This is a genomic window from Campylobacter sp. CN_NE2 (assembly GCF_027797465.1).
In the GTDB taxonomy this organism is placed as follows: Bacteria; Campylobacterota; Campylobacteria; order Campylobacterales; family Campylobacteraceae; genus Campylobacter_B.
The window spans coordinates 523166-540618 of the sequence record NZ_CP115608.1 but is presented as its reverse complement, the minus strand read 5'-3'; the positions used below and the strand labels follow the sequence as shown (position 1 = coordinate 540618).

General features: G+C 34.5%; 17 protein-coding genes and 1 tRNA gene. 8 read left to right on the top strand and 10 right to left on the bottom strand.

Annotation, left to right across the window (positions count from 1 at the left end; all coding sequences use genetic code 11):
- The first annotated feature begins 11 nt into the window (after positions 1-11).
- Genes PF028_RS02620 through PF028_RS02605 form a run of 4 tightly spaced genes read left to right on the top strand, consistent with a single transcriptional unit; the run spans position 12 to position 3725 of the window.
- Entirely contained in the window at positions 12-1169 is a 1158-nt protein-coding gene (locus tag PF028_RS02620; protein WP_270861190.1) for an MFS transporter, read from the top strand.
- Entirely contained in the window at positions 1144-2358 is a 1215-nt protein-coding gene (locus PF028_RS02615) for a hypothetical protein (protein WP_270861189.1), read from the top strand. Before PF028_RS02620 ends, PF028_RS02615 begins: the two co-directional genes overlap by 26 nt.
- Before the next feature lie 48 nt (positions 2359-2406).
- Complete coding sequence (locus PF028_RS02610) at positions 2407-3048, top strand: pilus assembly FimT family protein (RefSeq protein WP_270861188.1); 642 nt, start codon at positions 2407-2409, stop codon at positions 3046-3048.
- 5 nt (positions 3049-3053) lie between these two features.
- Positions 3054-3725: a pilus assembly FimT family protein gene (locus PF028_RS02605; protein WP_270861187.1), complete on the top strand. Its 672-nt coding sequence runs from the start codon at positions 3054-3056 to the stop codon at positions 3723-3725.
- 33 nt (positions 3726-3758) lie between these two features.
- On the opposite strand, the gene truA is transcribed toward PF028_RS02605, so the two are convergent.
- The 7 genes from truA to glmU all read right to left on the bottom strand — a co-directional run bounded on the left by truA (position 3759) and on the right by glmU (position 10746).
- Positions 3759-4496, bottom strand: coding sequence for a tRNA pseudouridine(38-40) synthase TruA (gene truA / locus PF028_RS02600; RefSeq protein WP_443101037.1), 738 nt, complete (start codon positions 4494-4496; stop codon positions 3759-3761).
- The gene (locus PF028_RS02595; protein ID WP_270861186.1) at positions 4480-5511 is read right to left on the bottom strand and encodes an LptF/LptG family permease; all 1032 of its coding nucleotides are present in this window, start codon (positions 5509-5511) and stop codon (positions 4480-4482) included. The genes truA and PF028_RS02595 overlap by 17 nt, the downstream gene beginning before the upstream one ends.
- Entirely contained in the window at positions 5511-6272 is a 762-nt protein-coding gene (locus PF028_RS02590; protein ID WP_270861185.1) for a prepilin peptidase, read from the bottom strand. Before PF028_RS02590 ends, PF028_RS02595 begins: the two co-directional genes overlap by 1 nt.
- 132 nt (positions 6273-6404) lie before the next feature.
- A complete protein-coding gene (locus PF028_RS02585; protein WP_270861184.1) occupies positions 6405-7592 on the bottom strand; it encodes an acyltransferase in 1188 nt (395 codons plus the stop codon).
- A 2-nt stretch (positions 7593-7594) separates the two neighbouring features.
- Positions 7595-8272: a polyprenyl diphosphate synthase gene (gene uppS / locus PF028_RS02580; protein WP_270861183.1), complete on the bottom strand. Its 678-nt coding sequence runs from the start codon at positions 8270-8272 to the stop codon at positions 7595-7597.
- Positions 8273-9451: a bifunctional phosphopantothenoylcysteine decarboxylase/phosphopantothenate--cysteine ligase CoaBC gene (gene coaBC / locus PF028_RS02575; protein WP_270861182.1), complete on the bottom strand. Its 1179-nt coding sequence runs from the start codon at positions 9449-9451 to the stop codon at positions 8273-8275. It abuts the gene before it with no gap.
- Entirely contained in the window at positions 9451-10746 is a 1296-nt protein-coding gene (gene glmU / locus PF028_RS02570; RefSeq protein ID WP_270861181.1) for a bifunctional UDP-N-acetylglucosamine diphosphorylase/glucosamine-1-phosphate N-acetyltransferase GlmU, read from the bottom strand. The genes coaBC and glmU overlap by 1 nt, the downstream gene beginning before the upstream one ends.
- A 202-nt stretch (positions 10747-10948) precedes the next feature.
- Between glmU and PF028_RS02565 the strand changes: the two genes are divergently transcribed.
- The 4 genes from PF028_RS02565 to PF028_RS02550 all read left to right on the top strand — a co-directional run bounded on the left by PF028_RS02565 (position 10949) and on the right by PF028_RS02550 (position 15935).
- Complete coding sequence (locus PF028_RS02565; protein WP_270861180.1) at positions 10949-12142, top strand: efflux RND transporter periplasmic adaptor subunit; 1194 nt, start codon at positions 10949-10951, stop codon at positions 12140-12142.
- A gap of 2 nt (positions 12143-12144) precedes the next feature.
- Positions 12145-14073, top strand: a complete 1929-nt coding sequence (locus PF028_RS02560; RefSeq protein WP_270861179.1) for a MacB family efflux pump subunit — start codon at positions 12145-12147, stop codon at positions 14071-14073.
- A gap of 3 nt (positions 14074-14076) precedes the next feature.
- Complete coding sequence (locus tag PF028_RS02555; RefSeq protein ID WP_270861178.1) at positions 14077-15540, top strand: TolC family protein; 1464 nt, start codon at positions 14077-14079, stop codon at positions 15538-15540.
- A gap of 83 nt (positions 15541-15623) precedes the next feature.
- Positions 15624-15935, top strand: a complete 312-nt coding sequence (locus PF028_RS02550) for a hypothetical protein (RefSeq protein ID WP_270861177.1) — start codon at positions 15624-15626, stop codon at positions 15933-15935.
- Positions 15936-16049: 114 nt separating this feature from the next.
- Here the strand turns inward: PF028_RS02550 and PF028_RS02545 are convergent.
- The 3 genes from PF028_RS02545 to yaaA all read right to left on the bottom strand — a co-directional run bounded on the left by PF028_RS02545 (position 16050) and on the right by yaaA (position 17452).
- Positions 16050-16136, bottom strand: a tRNA-Leu gene (locus PF028_RS02545).
- 121 nt (positions 16137-16257) lie between these two features.
- A complete protein-coding gene (locus PF028_RS02540) occupies positions 16258-16548 on the bottom strand; it encodes an HU family DNA-binding protein (RefSeq protein WP_270861176.1) in 291 nt (96 codons plus the stop codon).
- A 166-nt stretch (positions 16549-16714) separates the two neighbouring features.
- Complete coding sequence (yaaA, locus tag PF028_RS02535; protein ID WP_270861175.1) at positions 16715-17452, bottom strand: peroxide stress protein YaaA; 738 nt, start codon at positions 17450-17452, stop codon at positions 16715-16717.
- Position 17453 lies beyond the last annotated feature (1 nt).

The following is a 17453-nucleotide window of genomic DNA, read 5'->3' as shown; positions in this document are numbered from 1 at the left end:
GGAGTGTGAATTTGAAAAATTTTAATTTGCTCATTTTGTATTTTTGCACGGTTCTTACGATGTGCGTCATGTATGCCACGCAGCCGTTGCAACCACATTTTGAGCAAATTTTAGAGATTTCTAAATTTCAAGCCTCCATTTTTACAACTGCGATTTTAGTTCCACTTGCGTTTGCGTCGATTATTTATGGCTATTTTTTGGAAAAAATTTCTATACGAAAAGTGCTAATCGGCGTATTTTTTATATTTTCTGTGAGTGAATTTATCTTTGCATTTTGCGATTCATACGCTGTTATGATTAGCATTAGGATTATGCAAGGTTTTATCGTTCCTGCTGCGCTAACAGGCATTATGAGTTATATTTCGCAAAGTGTCAGCCACGCAAAAGTAGCTTCTGCGATGGGAGCTTATATCGGTATTACCATTGCCGGTGGTTTTATCGGGCGGTTTTTAAGCGGATTTTTTACAGATGTTTTTGGGTGGAGATTTTTCTTTATTCTGCTTGGAATTTTAACGCTCATTGCTTGTGTTTTATTGCTTAAAACGCTAGATGAAATAAAGACCAAATTCGTAAAACCGCGCCTTAGAAATATATCGCAAATTCTCTCAATCCCACGAAATATTTATATTTATTTAGCGATTTTTGGCGTGTTTTTCGTTTTTCAAGCCGTTTTAAATATATTGCCTTTTGAGCTAGTCAGGCTTGATGGCGCATTTAGCGGATCAAAAACAGGCTTTATGTATGTAGGTTATATTATCGGAATTTTTATATCTTTTAATGTAGCAAAAATCGTAAATTTAAGCAAAACTGCGAGCAATGCTATTTTTATCGGCATTATTATTTATATCATTTCGCTTGGATTTTTGATGATAGAGAGCTTTTATGCTATCTTTGCTTCTATGCTTGTTTTTTACGCAGGAAGTTTTACTGCTCACTCGGTGGCAACGGCACATGTAAATAAAAAAGCGACTTCGCACAAAGGCATTACAAACGGACTTTATGTTAGTTTTTACTATGCAGGCGGCGCACTTGGTAGCTTTGTGCCAGGTGTGATTTATGAATTTGGCGGTTGGAATATGTTTTTGAGCGCATTGGCGATTTTGCTGTGTGTTTCGCTGTTTTTTATTTGGAAGTTGAAAAAATATGAAAAATCAAAAAATTTATCATAATGAAATTTTCGTAATTTCGCTTTTATTTGTCGTAAGTTTTGGCTTTTTGCTTTTTGCGATTTCAAATTTAAGCATTAGTTTTTACGAAGCCGACATTTTATATAATGAAAAAAGCCTTACTTCGCTAGTGGCGAATTTATCGTGCAAATTCTTTGGCCACAACGATTTTGCTTTGCGAATTCCTTTTATTTTCATACATTTTGCAAATTGTATTTTGCTTTATAAGGTTTCCAAATTTATGCTAAAACGCAGATTTGATAGGGTTTTAAGCCTTATTTTGTATATGTGTTTGCCGGGCGTCCTAACGAGCGCAATCGTCGTAAATCCCGCAGGAATCGTGATTTTTATCACGCTTTTGATTTTATATTTTGAAAGCAAAAATTTGCAAATTCCGCTTTTTATTTCGCTTTTTATTTCGCTTTTTGTCGATAAATCTTTTTCTATTTTCTATATTTGTCTATTTTTGTATGCGGCGTATTATCGCAAAAAAGAGCTTGCGATTGCGTCGATTTTGCTTTTTGTAAGTAGCGTTATTTTTTATGAAGTCGGCACGAGTGGAAAACCGCGTGGGTATTTTTTAGATACGATTGGCATTTACGCAGCTGCCTTTTCCCCTGCCGTGCTTTTTATTTTTATTTATACGATTTATAGAATTTGGCTAAAAGATAGAAAAAATTTGCTTTGGTTTGTCGTAAGCGGGACATTTTGTTTGAGTTTGATTTTCTCACTTCGTCAAAAACTAGAACTTGGGAGCCTGCTTCCTTTTTGTGTGATTTCAGCACCGCTTATGGTGCGTGTTTTTTTAAATTCATATCGAATTAGACTTCCTGAATTTAGAAAACCACATAAAATTTCAGCCGTTATTGCGATTTTATTTTTGCTAATTAGTGCAAATTTGATTATTTTTAACCAAATTTTTTATCCTATTTTGTTTAAGGATAAACCACAAAAACATTTTATTTTTAAATATGACATTATAAAAGATTTAAGTTTAAAGTTAAAAAAGCACGGAATTTATGAGATAAATTGTCAAAATTATGAAACGCAGTTGCGTTTGAAATTTTATGGGATTGAAAAAAATCCAAATTTAATGCTTTTTGAAGATGAAGTAGATTTTTATGATAATAAGATTGAAGTGCGTAAATTTGGGAATTTAGCCGATGAATTTTATATCAAAAAGGCATTTTAATCATTTTTATGCTAGAATAGGGGGCAAATTTTTATAGAGGTAAAAATTATGAAAACTTTTAGAGCTTTTACGATGATTGAGCTTGTTTTTATCATCGTTGTTGTCGGAATTCTAGCCGCAGTTGCCATACCAAAGGTAGAGCGTAATGGCTTAATCGAAGCAGCAGATCAACTCTCTTCTCATATTCGCTATACGCAACAACTTGCGATGAATGATAATAAATTCAATGCAAATGATGATAATTGGCATAGAAAAGGTTGGAGAATTGAGTTTGACGGAACTAGATATTTTATTTATAGCGATATTGACGCTAGTGGAACCCCGCAAGCTAATGAATATGCAGTTGATCCGATGAATCCTGCTAAGTTTTTAACATCGGCAGGGACTGGAACTGACGCTACTAATCAAAATAAAAAATTAAATTTAGCAAATACATATTCTATAACAAATATAGCTCTTGAAAGTGGTTGCGATGGAGAAAATCACATTATGTTTGATTTCAAAGGTCGCCCTATGGCTGATAATGAAAATTTATATGACGGGCTATATACTGCTACTTGCACTATAACTTTGACAAATGAAGCAGGGCAAACAGCGACAATCTATGTTCAACCAGAAACAGGCTATGTGGGAGCAACTTCTACACAAAGTCCAAACGGCGATATTTTATACGCTGGACCTGGATTTTAATATTAATGAAATTTGCTGAAGCCTTTACGATGATAGAGCTTGTCTTTATCATCGTAATCGTCGGCATACTTGTAGCCGTTGCGATTCCTAAAATCGAACGCAACGGTTTAATCGAAGCAGCAGATCAAATCGCTTCTCATATTCGCTATACTCAACAACTTGCGATGAGTGATAATAAATTTAACGCAAATGATCCAAACTGGCATAGAAAAGCTTGGCGAATTCAGTTTCACAATCACAATTCGCAAGGTTCGGCTTCTGGTTGGCGTTATACCATTTTTTGGGACAATTTCAATCCTACAACTGATAATGCAGGAAATCCAAATAGCGAAAACGAACTTGCCGTTGATCCTATGAATCCAAATAAATATCTAACTTCTGGTTTCGCAAGACAATCTTTTAATAAAAATCATGCAAAAATGAATAAAAAGCTTAATATACAGGAAACTTATAGTATAACAAATGTAGTATTTGGCGGGGCTTGTGCTAGAATGACTACGATTTCTTTTGACGCAAAAGGTCGTCCTATGGGGCAACTTGCAAATTCTGCGATACCTTATGACAAGCTCTTTCATAGCGATTGCACTATTACTATTTCAAACGATAACGGCGATAGCGCCGTAATCACAATCACAAAAGAAACAGGATATGTGGAATATACGCTAAATTTAAGATAAATTCATAAAATTTTACGCAAAATTTTATGAATTTTAATAAAATATTCGCTCTAAATACAGCCCATTTGGCGGTGCAGGTATGCGTGTGAGAGCTTTTTTGAAATTTATTTTTTGCCCCGAATTAAGTGATTTTAGGGCGTTTGCCACCATTAAGCGAACTTGACTTCGCAAAAAGCCGTTTGCCTTAAATTTGATAATCGTCAAATTTTTGTGTCTAAAAGCATAGGCTTTATAAATTTCTCGCACGGGAGATTTTATTTCGCTTCCTGCTTTCATAAACACGCTAAAATCGTGTTTGCCGATAAAATTCGATAAAGCTAAATTTAGCAAATTTATATCCAAATTCGGATAAAAATGGCAAAAATCAGCCAAAAACGGATCAAATTTGCCGTGATTTAGTATATACCTATACGAACGAGCCTTAGCAGAAAATCTCGGGTGAAAATTCTCATCAACAAATTCAAGCTTTTTTATATAAATGTAAGGAGTAGCGTGGCGATTTATAAGCTCTTTTAAACGGCGTAAATCCCAAAAATCAGGGCAGGGCGTGGTGCTAACCTGAGAAAGCGCATGAACGCCTTTATCGGTGCGAGAACTTGTGGTTAGTGAGCCAAAAAGCCCAACATGGCTAAGGGCTTCTTTTAGGGCATTTTCTACGCTTAATCCATTTGGTTGGCTTTGCGAACCACAAAATTTTGCGCCGTTGTAAGAGTATGTGATTTTTAGCAAATTTTCGCCCAAATTTAGCGAATTTTTAGTAACGAGAGGCAATTTTAACCTTATAATAAATATATGAAGCAATCAAACTTATAAAAAATGTTACAGGCACTGCAACTTGCGGTATCTTAGCTAGTATCATAATGAGTGCAAAATATACAAACAAAACGCCAAAAATTCCGCCATACACGAAGCCTTTTTCGTAGCGATAAGTTACAATCCCAAAGCTTAGCGCAAAAAACACACTGGCAATCGGAAATAGCGAAACTAGCACATAAATGCTAAAATCTTTTTTGCGTTTTTGGCTGTTTTTCATATCTTTCCAATACTCCACAAAAGCACCGACTTCGCGGACACGAGAGTTCGCCAAAGTGCGGATAATCAGGCTTTCAAACTCCGTTATATGCCAGCTATCACTTCGCATAGTGTAGGCTTTTCCGTTTTCAAGTTCGACCAAAAAATTTGCTTTGATATGCTTAAATTCGCCATTTTCGGCGATAATCATCTGCTCGTTTTCGTTTTTTTTACCCGGATTATACATAACTAAATTTTTGTAAATCGTGCGACCGTTTTCGTTTGCTTCATTTTCGATAAAAACAAGCCAGTCGCCGAATTTCTGCCCAAATTCGCTAGATTTTATATTTAGCGTTGCTTTTGCTTTTTTATAATCAATAAAATTCTCTTTTAAATTCTCTGCTATCGGCATCATTACAAGCGAGATAAAAAGTAAAAAAGCAGTAGTTATAAATGCAACAAAAAAGAAAAACGAAGCGATTTTGCGTGTTTCGTATCCGATAGTAAAAATGACGATAGTTTCGTTTTCTTTTGAAAGGCGAAAAAGCGCCATAGTAAGGGCAACGAAAAAGGCAATCGGCACGGTAAAGATAAGAATTCTAGGAAGCATAAACAAATAAAGTTTTATAAGCTCACTCAAATTTATCTCAATAAACGATGTAATGCGTGCGATTTGCAAAAAAAACACAATCGACATTATGATAAAAAGTGTGCTAAAAAGCGACGCAAACGAACTTACAAAATTCGAAAACAGATACTTTCTCGTTCTATCCATTAGATCAAAATTCCCACATCTTTTAAAAATGTAACGATTTTTTCGCCAAACATATAGGTTATGAGTAGCCCAAGTGCCAAAAACGGCACAAACGGAAGCTCATAGTTTTTTTGATTTGCGATTGCAAAGGCGGGAATTGTAAGCAAAGCACCGATTAGTATGGCTAACGAGCCTTGCGAAAGCCCTAAAATCGCCCCCATAACAGCGACTATGTAAATATCTGCTTCGCCTAAGGCTTGTTGTCCTTTGATTTTCCAAACGATTTTGCCAAGTAGCCAAAACGCAAACGCAAAAATCGCACCCGCGATAATGCCGTCGAAGCTAAATTCGAATAAAAGCGAGTAAATAACGGCTAAAACCAAACTTACATAAAGAAGCGAATCAGGAACTGCTTTGTATTTAAGGTCGATCGCCGAAAGAGCTAAAAGCACGATAAAACAAAGCCCTAAAATCGCGGCTTTGATTAAATTTGGTTCAAAATAATATGCAATCCACATAAGCAAACCGCCCAAAAGCTCGACAAGCGGATATTGAAAGCTGATTTTTTCTTTGCAAAATGCGCATTTTCCGCGTAAAAATATCCAAGAAAAAAGCGGAATATTGTGATAAAATCTCAGTGGCGTGTTGCAACTCGTGCAGTGCGAAGCGGGGAAATTTATGCTTTCGTTTCGTGGCAAACGATAAATCAAAACATTGCTAAATGAGCCGATACAAAGCCCTAAAATAAAAAAAACTACGCCGTAAAGTGTGTCTAATTGCATTTTAAAATCCTAAATTTAGTAAATTCGCAAATTCTTAAATTTGCAAAATATTATTTTACAATGATTTGGCTAAATTTTGGGCAAATTTGGTTTTAAATTTGAAAATTTAATGCAAATTTAGGCTTAAATTTTTCAGACTACTTTTCGCAAAATAGGAATTTTTGAGAGTATAAATGCCAAAAGTGCAGAAATCGTAAAAACTGCCAAGCTTAAAAGTGGAACCATTATTATAGGATTTAGCGTGGTCGTCGTAATTTGCATTTTTTTAACTATAAAATCTAAAATCGCAGGATGAATAAGGTAAATTCCAAAACTTAATGCCGAAAGCTTTGTTATGATTTTTGCAAATTTGCTGTTATTTTGGAATTTTGCAAATAAATTTTTAAAGAAAATAAAAACGCCGAAGCTAGTTAGCATGGTGCTTAAAATTTTATAACCATAGAAAAAATCCTTTTTCTTTTCGTGGTGCAGGGCAAATTCTGAATTTACATAGGTGGCAAAAATCAGTCCGATAATAGCTAAAATGTAAAAAATAGTTCTAGTTCTTTTAGAAATTTCAAAATTTGCAAAGTAAAATCCGGCTAAAAAATATATCAAATAACCACTGAATTCAGGGACACTTGAACGAAAATATAGAGTTTTATTTAGAAAAAATTTCAAAAATATATTAATAAAATCATAACCACAACAAAAAATCGCTAAAACAATGAGTAAAAGTTCAAAATCTTTTTTGCTTAAATTTCGCACCAAAACTTGCAAAAACGGGGCCAAAAAATAAAGTCCGATTATCATATATAAAAACCAAAGGTGAAATTTTGTGCTTTTAAATAAAAAGTCGGTTAATCTAAATGGATTAGTGTCAAATTTATTTGATAAAAACATATCGAAATATATATAAAAAATACTCCAAACAATGAGCGTAACGGATAATCTAAAAATATTTTTCTTTAAAATTCGGTTGAAATTTTCGCTCACGCTTTCACTATATCGCTTGAAATCAAGCAAAAACATACCGCTAACCATAACAAAAACAGGCACACACCAACGAACTAATCCGTCGTAAAAATTAAAAACCTGCCACTGGAAAGTATTTGGCTTAAAAGCATACCATTTATATGCAGCTACATGCAAAAATATAACCGCAAAAATCGCAAAAACTCTTAAAAAATCAGGATAAAAAACCCTTTGCGGTGTGTGTGTGTGTGTGTCAGAGACTCTGTTGTGTTGCGTATTTTGTGCCGTAGAATTATTCAAATTTTCAAATTTTTCATCGTAAGCCCTTTGCGTTTTTTGAAACATTCTTTGTGTTTTCCAAGCCATAATTATAATCCTCCAAATCTGCGATTTTTGTTTTTAAATTCGCTGATGATTTGCGATAATTCTTCGTTAGAAAATTCAGGCCACAAAGTATCGCTAAACGCAAGTTCAGCGTAACTTGCCTGCCAAAGCAAAAAATTTGAAATGCGCTTTTCGCCACCTGTGCGGATTAGCAAATCCACATCGCCGCTTCTAGCGGTATCCAAATGTGCTGAAATTTCGCTTTCGCAAATTTCGCCATTATTTGCTAAAATTTTTTGGCAAATTCGCACGATTTCATCACGCGCGCCGTAATTTATCGCCAAATTTAGATTTAAATTCGCACAATTTTGCGTAAAATTTTGTGTATTTTCAATCTTTTCTTTTAAATCATCGCTAAATTTCGTTATATCGCCGACAGCTTTGAAATTTATGCCGTTTTTTAAAAAACTCTCTTTTTTATCAACCAAAAATTTAGCCAAAAGTTTCATCAAAAAATCAACTTCGCTTTTTGGGCGTTTCCAGTTTTCGGTGCTAAAAGCATAAAGCGTGAGATTTGGGATTTTTTCTTTTATGCAAAATTCGCAAATTTGCTCGACTACCAAAGCCCCTTTTTCATGACCCTTAGTGCGAACGAGCGCGTGGGCTTTCGCCCAACGCCCATTGCCGTCCATTATGATAGCAAGATGATTTAAATCGTTCATTTATAGGCTTTTTGTAAGTTTTGCGATTTGAAATGCTACTTCATTTTTAGTTGCAGTTTTGATTTCGGTTTCACCTGTTTTGGTTATATAGGTTATGCGAGTAACATCGCCGCCAAATTTAACCACATCGTCTAAGACATTTAAACAAACCGCATCAAGCCCTTTTTCATTTAGCATTTTTTTAGCGCCGTTTAATGCGCTTTCTTTGTCAGTTTCAAGCTTAAAGCCTATTTTTTTAACTCCCATTGCTCTAAAACTGCTGATAATATCGTCATTTAAACCAAGCCTTAAATTCCAAATTTCGCCGATTTCTTCTTTTTTCATTTTTTCTTTATAGCGAACCTTTGGAATATAATCACTTACGGCTGCTGCCATTATCAAGTATGAATTTTCTCTAAATTTGGTGCTTTCTAACGCACTTTTTAAACCAATCGAGCTTTCAAATTTGACAAGTTTGTATGGAAGTTCGTCGTATTCGATACTAGAAATTAAAATAACTTCTGCACCCAAATAATAAAATGCATCGGCCAAGGCTTTTGCTAATTTTCCGCTTGAAAAATTTGTTATACCGCGCACATTGTCGATTTTTTCGATTGTAGGACCACCGGTAATGACGACAAGTTTGTTTTTATAAAATTTATCTTCATAAATAGCTCGTTTGACTTCGCTAACAATCATCTTAGGTTCAGGCAATGCACCTTTTCCAAATTCGCCACACGCCAAAGTTTTTTCAACAGGATCTATAAGAATCGCATTTGTTTTGGTTTTTAAAATCTCAATACAATTTTTTGTGATAGGATTTTCAAGCATTTTTGTATTTGCGGCAGGTGCGATGATGAGTTGCGCTTTTGTCGCGATTAGGGTTTGCATAAAGACATTATCACAAACGCCCCAAGCAAGCTTATTTATAGTATTTACACTAGCAGGAGCGATTAACACCAAATCAACTTTGGCATATTCTATATGATTTACGCCCTCTTGCCAATCTTCCGTTTGAGAACAAAGTACAGGGTGATCGCAAAGTGCCTCGTAAGCTTTGTAATTAACAAATTTCAAAGCTCCTTCGCTAAGCATAACATAAACATCGAAATTTTCTTTTTTTAGCCTTGAAAGAATTTCAAAAGATTTATAAAAACTAATACTTCCGCAAACTGCCAGTAAAACCTTCTTTTTTGCCATTATTCACTCCTAAAAAATTTATAAAAAAACTCTTTTTTATTTTCTTGTTTTGTTCTTGAAATCGCCAAACTTCCCTTTGGCACATCGCTAGTTACCGTCGTTCCTGCTGCGATTAGGACATCGTCTTCGATTTTTACAGGCGCGACGAGTTGGGTATCTGAACCGATAAATACATTTTTACCAATGATAGTTTTATATTTTTTCTTTCCATCATAATTGCAAGTAATCGTGCCACAGCCGATATTTGTACCGCTATCAATCTCGCAATCTCCCAAATAGCTTAAATGTCCTGCTTTTATATCATTTACTTTGGCTTTTTTTAGTTCTACAAAATTTCCGATATGAGTGCCACAAATTTCGCAATCAGGGCGAATATGCGCCATAGGGCCTATGTCTGAATTTTTTATAACGCTACTTTCGATAACGCTACTACTTTTTATAATGCTATTTTCGATAACGCAATTTCCGATAATGCTGACATTTTCTTGCAACTCGCACTCGCCGATAAATTTGGCGTTACAATCGATATAAATCGTATGCGGAAGTCGCATTAAGACACCTTGTTTCATCAAATTTTCTTTGATTTCATCTTGCATGATATTTTCTGCGATAGAAAGTGCAAATTTATCGTTTATCCCCATAAAATTTTGCTCATCGACCATTACGGCGTTGCATTTTAAGCCCATATTTTTGGCAATCTCAATCGTATCGGTCAGATAAAACTCTTTTTGCGAATTTTCATTTTTAATCATAGGTAAAATTTGCTTTAAAACTTCGGTTTTAAAGCAGTAGCAACCCGCATTTACCGAATTTACAGCTTTTTCGCTCTCGTTTGCGTCTTTTTGTTCGACGATTTTTTGGATTTCGCCGTTTTTTATGATAACCCGTCCGTATCCGTAAGGATTTTTCGCTTCAAAAACGCTTAAATTTATGTCAGCTTCCCCACTAGAAAGCCTTAAAAGTTCAGCCGTTTTGATTAATGGCATATCGCCACATACGATTAAGGTTTTTTTTGCGTTAAATTCGACATCTCTTAACGCTCCTGCGGTGCCGGGAAATTTCTCAATATCTTGTTTGTAAATTTTTGTATTTGGAAAATTTTTTAAGATTATCTCTTTGATTTCGTCAAATTGATGAGATAAAATAACGCTAACATTATCCGTGATTTCATACGATTTTTGCAAAATATGACAAATCATTTCCCTGCCACAAAGTTTAAATAAAACCTTTGATTTGCTTGATTTCATACGAGTTCCAAAACCCGCAGCTAAAATTATTACTTCTAAATTACTCATATAAATTCCTAAAATAAATCTCACTATTTTACCAAAAAAAGGTATAAATTTATATAAAATTATCAAGAAAAGTGCTAAAAATCGGCAAATTTCTTATAAATTTTCAAAATTTATTAAATTTGAATTTAAAACAGCTAAACTTAACATAAATTTCAGTTTTTTATTTTAAAATTATCGTAAATTTTTTATTAAAGAGTAAAAGATGAATAAAAAGATTAAATTTATCATTGTTTTAGCTATTTTAGCGTTATTTGGATACTTTGTTTATTCTAAATTTTTTGTTAAAGTTGAGACTCCAAAGGTTATTACAACACAGCTTCAAAAAGGCGACATACGAAGCATAGTCAGTGCTAACGGCGAAGTTTATGCTAGGGATTTGGTCGATGTCGGTGCACAAGTCAGCGGTCAGATTAAAAAACTTTATGTCGGAGTAGGCGATGTCGTCAAAAAAGGCGATATGATAGCCGAAATTGATTCTGTTAAACAAGAAAATGAGATTTCAAGACAAAGAGCGCAACTTTTGATACATGAAGCAAATTTGGCTGCAACTGAGATTTCTGCCAAAAATGCCAAAGTTAAATACAATCGTGAGTTAAATTTGTATAATAAAAAAGCAACTTCGCTTGAAGCTGTGGAAAATGCTAAAAATACAGCCGCTTTGCAAGAAGCAAATTTAAAGCAAATTCAGGCGCAAATCGAGCAAACTAAGCTTGCCTTAAATACCGCAGAAACCGATCTTGGCTATACTAAAATAACCGCTCCAATCGACGGCACGATAGTTTCGGTTCCTGTTGAAGAGGGAAAAACGATAAATGCAAACCAAAGCACTCCGACAATCGTAAAGATTGCTGATTTAACAAAAATGGAGATTAAAATGGAAGTCGCAGAAGGCGATATTTCAAAAATAAAAAAAGGCATGAAGGTCGAATATACAATCCTTTCGGATTTAAAAAATGTAAAACACTCGGTAATTTCTACTATTGATCCGGGTCTTACTACGCTAAGTGACGGAAGTTATGGAAATTCAAATTCGGCAAGTTCAAGCAACAGCGCTAAATATTTTTATGTAAAAGTTTTGGTTGAAAATGACGACGATTTCCTAAAAATCGGTATGACAACAGAAAATTCAATCATCACAATAGAAAAAGAAAATACTTCATATCTGCCGACCTCTGCATTAAAAAGAGACAAACAGGGCGATTTTGTTTATGTATTAAAAGGTGCAAAAACCGAAAAAATTTATGTTAAAACCGGTGCTAGTGATGATTCGAATACCGAAATTTTGGAAGGTTTAAACGATGATGATATTATCGTTTTAAGCGGTGATATAGGCGGAGCTAAATTCGCAAGTGACGGACGGGGTGCCAGGAGTGGAACACCGCCGATGAGATTTTAAAAATGATAAAGCTAGAAAATATAAATAAAATTTTCACACTCGGTGAGAATAAAGTCCATGTCCTAAAAGATATAAATTTGCATATAAAAAAAGGCGAATTTATTTCTATCATCGGGCAGTCAGGCTCTGGCAAATCGACACTTATGAATATAATCGGTTGTCTTGATACGCCAAGTAGCGGCAGTTATTTTATTGACGGAAAAGATGTGGCTAAATTTAGTAGTGATGATCTAGCAAATTTACGGAGCAAAAAATTCGGTTTTGTTTTTCAACGCTATAATCTAATCGCAACTATGAGTGCGGCTGCAAATGTCGCACTTCCTGCCATTTATGCAGGTATGAGTGCAGAAATTAGAGATAAAAGAGCAGTAGAGCTTTTAAGCGGACTTGAACTTGGCGATAAAACGCAGAGCTATCCAAATAAACTAAGCGGCGGTCAGCAACAAAGAGTTAGTATCGCGCGCGCCCTTATGAACGGCGGAGAAATCATACTAGCAGATGAGCCAACCGGGGCACTTGATAGCAAAAGCGGCGAAACTGTTATGCAAATTTTGTGTGATTTGCATAAACAAGGTCATACAATCATAATTGTAACACATGATAAAAATATCGCTGAACACGCAGATCGCATAATCGAAATCAAAGACGGCGAAATTCTAAGCGACAGAAAAAAATCAGAAAACATTTACGAACTTAAAAAAGAAAAAGTAGGTGAAAAAAATGCTTTATTTGCCTACAAGGATCAATTTTTAGAGAGCTTTAAAATGTCTGTGAGTGCGATATTTTCGCATAAACTTCGCTCAATGCTAACTATGCTTGGTATTATTATCGGTATAGCTTCTGTTATCTGCGTTGTTGCCTTAGGTAATGGCTCACAAGAGAAAATTTTAGCTTCGATTAAGTCTATCGGAACAAATACGATCACCGTTCAAGCAGGAAGAAGTTTTGGAGATATGCGAGCAGGGTTTGTTAGCACTCTAACCATTTCTGATTCAAATGCTTTGGCAAGACAGCCGTATATTGATTATTCGACGCCAAATGTAAATTCAAGCGGAACGCTAACTTATGCAAATTTTAACTCTCGAACCGAAGTTAGGGGCGGTGGCGAACACTCGCTTTCTGTTAGCGGAATAGAAATAGAAAGCGGACGAAATTTTAGCGCAGAAGATATAGAAAGCTCTGCTTCTGTGGTCGTGATAGATCAAAATACGAAAAAGCAGTTTTTTAAAAATGAAAATCCGCTTAGCAAAACTATCACATTTGCAGGAAAACCGCTTCGCATTATCGGCGTTGCGGCTGATGAAAAAAATGCTTTTGGTGTAAGCGAGAGTTTGCGAATTTATGTGCCGTATTCGACTTTGATAAATAAAATTTCAGGCAATCGTAGGATAAATTCAATCACCGTAAAAGTAAAAGACGATGTTGATCCGCAAATGGCAGAAGAAAGCATTACTCAGCTTTTAATGCAAAGACACGGCACGAGAGATTTTCATACACGAAATTCAGACACTATAAGACAAACGGTCGAAAGCACAACAGGAACTATGAAAATTCTTATCTCATCGATTGCTGTGATTTCTCTTATTGTCGGCGGAATAGGCGTTATGAATATCATGCTTGTTAGCGTTACCGAACGCACACGCGAAATCGGCATAGCTATGGCAATAGGCGCAAAAGAATCAAATATCTTGCAACAATTTTTAATTGAAGCCATTTTGCTTTGCTCTCTTGGCGGATTTATCGGCATTTTGCTTGCACTTACGCTAGGATATGGATTTAACAGCATTAGCTCAGATTTTACGATGAAATTTACAACTGCACCTTTTGTGATTGCCTTTGTCGTTTCATCGGCTATCGGCATTATTTTTGGCTATTTACCGGCTAGAAATGCAAGTAAATTAAATCCGATTGATGCACTAGCACAGGAGTAAAAAATGAAAAAATTTATATTTTTTGGAATTTTGGCGATTTTTTTTGTAGGTTGTAGCGTTAAGGGCGACTTAAAATACGAGCCGATTGACAATTATTATGATGAAAATGAAAGCTATATCATCGATACGCAGTGGTATAAAAAATACAATCAGCCATATTTAAACGAACTTGTAGATTTGGCTTTGCAAAATAATTACGATTTAAAAACAGCAGCCCTAAATATCGCCACGGCGTATGCAAATTTAGGTTTAAGTGAAGCTGATTTATTTCCGACAATAAACGGAAGTTTGGGAGCTAGTGCTAGTAGAAATGTCGCCCATAGCGATGATTTTAGCAAGTCGTATCGCGGTGGGCTAAGTGCTAGTTATGAGCTTGATATTTACGGCAAAATTCGTGCTAGTGTAAATTCTAGTCAGTGGAGTGCGATTTCTAGCGAATACACTTATGATGATTTAAGGCTAAGCATTATAAATTCGGTTGTTGGTGGTTATTTTCAAATGCTTTATTTAAATGACGCACTTAAATTTACGCAGCAAAATTTGAAAAATTATGCCGAGCTAAAAGATATAGTCAAAGCCAAATATGACTACGGCAGGGGCGAATTTATCGATGTCGAGCAAATGCAAATGAATATTTTAAGCCTAGAAAATAGGGTGCTAAATTTAAAAAGACAGATCGAAAATAATAGGCTTTTGCTCAGAAATTTGGTAATTCCTGATAGTGCGGAAGCAAATTTAGACAGAAGCGACAGCAAGGTTTTGGTGCCGAATTCGCAAACTGCCCTAAATTCGACAAAATCGCCTTATAGCGTGGCAGGAGATAGATATTTGCAAATTTTAGAATTTGAAAAAAATCTAAATTCGATTAACAGCGTTAAATTTTTAGGCGTGGATTTAGAAGTGCCGTTTTTAGCACTTTCAAATCGCCCCGATGTGCGAACTGCCTTAGCAAATTTAAACTCAGGCTTTTATAATTATAAAGTTTCAAAGCTAAATTTTTTCCCGTCAATCACGCTTGGGGCTGGACTTAGTGGAAGCGGCGCAGAAGTAAATGACGCTTTTGACTTAAAGCTTTTTAACGGCACGCTTAGTGTGAGTTTGCCGTTTTTGGACTATCCAAGGCTAAAACAAAGGTTAAAAATTTCAGAACTTGCATTTGAAAAATCTCGCACTGCGTATGAAAAAACGCTTTCAAATGCAGCAAACGAAGTGCGAAATTTATACGAACTTTATGGCTTGGAGCTAAAAACGCTTGAAAATGCCGAAAAAACCTATAAATCACAAGCACAAATTGCTGAAATTTATCGCACCAAATATGACGCAGGGGCTATCGAATTTAGAGATTTTATAAATGCCCAAACAAGTCGTGTAAATTCGATGATAGATATGCTTTCACAGCGTTATAATGTCCTAAACACCGAAATCGCAATCTATAAAGCAATGGCTGGAAAATTTAGCGCAAAATAGAATATGTATGTAAGAACATAATATTTGGCAAACATATATTGTTTGCCAAGTCATATTTTAGCAATTTTAATTTAAGGTGTATAATGCGAAATTTTTTGAAATTTCAAGGTCTGATGTTTCTAACTCTTCTTGTTTTTGATATTTGCTTTATTTTGATTTTTAGCCGTTATTTTGGTATAACTTTTTGTGTTATTATTTTAGGATTTTTGAATTTTGGCTTTGTATTTAAATTCTGCCTAGCTTTGTGGCAATTTTACAAAGGCACATATAAAGAGCAAAATTTTAGCTCAAAATTAGTTATAAAAGAGTTTGCATTGTATTTTGTAAAGGCTTTATTATTGGGATTTTGGCTTATTGTAGAAGCAATTTGTGCTCTTTTTTCAGCACTTGGATAAAATTTATTGGCAATTTAAAATATAAAAACTATCTTTTTTAACGCCACAAAGGAAATCATATATGTGGCAATGAATGCAAAAAATTTTTAGTGCTTGATAAAAAAAATAATAAAATGGTGCCCGGAGCCGGAATCGAACCGGCACGGAGTTGCCCCCGCCAGATTTTGAGTCTGGTGCGTCTACCAATTTCACCACCCGGGCAGTTTTGATAAATTTAAAAATTCAAAAAACAAGAACCAAATTATATAGAAAAAAATTTAAAATAAAATAAAAAAGTCCCACACGAAGTGGGACTATGAAACATTTTTCAAAATGCTAGAAATTATTTTTTCTTTTTAGCTTTTGCAACAGCTTCTTTTAGTTGTTTTCCAACTTTAAATTTAACAACTTTTGTAGCTGGTGATTTGTAAGTTTTGTTAGTTCCAGGAACTTTACCTTCTCTTGCAGCTCTTTCAGCAACATTGAAAGAACCAAAACCAATAAAGCTAATTGAATCACCTTTTACAAGCAATTCAGATACTACTGCTAATGCAGAATCCACAGCTTTAAGAGAATCTTTTTTAGAAAGACCCGCTTTTTCAGCAACTAGTTGAATAAAATCAGCTTTTTTCATAAAAAATCCTTTAAAAATAAAGTGTTTAACTTCGTCCATTTTACAACACTTTTTTAAAAAAAACAATACTTTTTTAACAAAAAATAGCCAAAATAGGCAAAAATATTCAAATTTTGCTATAAATTTGCCATTTTAAGCCATTTTCAAAACTTAAAATTTTATAAATTTAAAGTATATCGTATGTTATAAGAATTTGATTTTTTATCTTTTTTATATCTTTTAGTTGCAAATTTGTAAAATTATGCGCTAAAATCTTTTTATTTGTGTCAAGTTTATGGATTGCGATCTCTTTTAGCACTTCGCCACGCAGTTGTTTTGCAAAATGGCTTAGAACTTTTCCGTTTTTTATAAATTTCATTGCCAAATACTCTTTTTTTGGTATGTAAAATTTTTCGTAAAATCCCGCACGCAGGTCTAAAATATCATCATTTTCTACAAATTTATCGATTTGAGTGCTAAAATTTTCAAGGTAAAATTCAGGAATTTCCAAATTTAAAAAGCTCTCGCCCTGTTTAAGTTTATAATCCGGTATCTCATCTCTTGCCGATACTACGCCAAATAGATTTGAAAAAATCAAAACGCTTTCATCTATAAATTTTTGCGAATTTGTGTCTAAATTTCTGTATTGTAGTGCTTTATATGCCGTTCCTGCGTATCGTAAAATGGCTTTTGTGCAACCGCTTTTAAAAATATCTTTCCTATAATATAGCAAATCTTTCTCTTTTTTTGTGCCAAAGAGTTTGCAAAGTGCCTTTTCGTCGGCATTTAAAATGAAATCATTATAAAGTGTTACGATTTGTAACCTTTTTTCATATAAATTTGGAAAAATAAAATTTTCTTTTTTTATAAATTTTTCACTTGCAACCCCGGTTTTTAATTCGCTTGGAGAAAATAGGATTTTCATT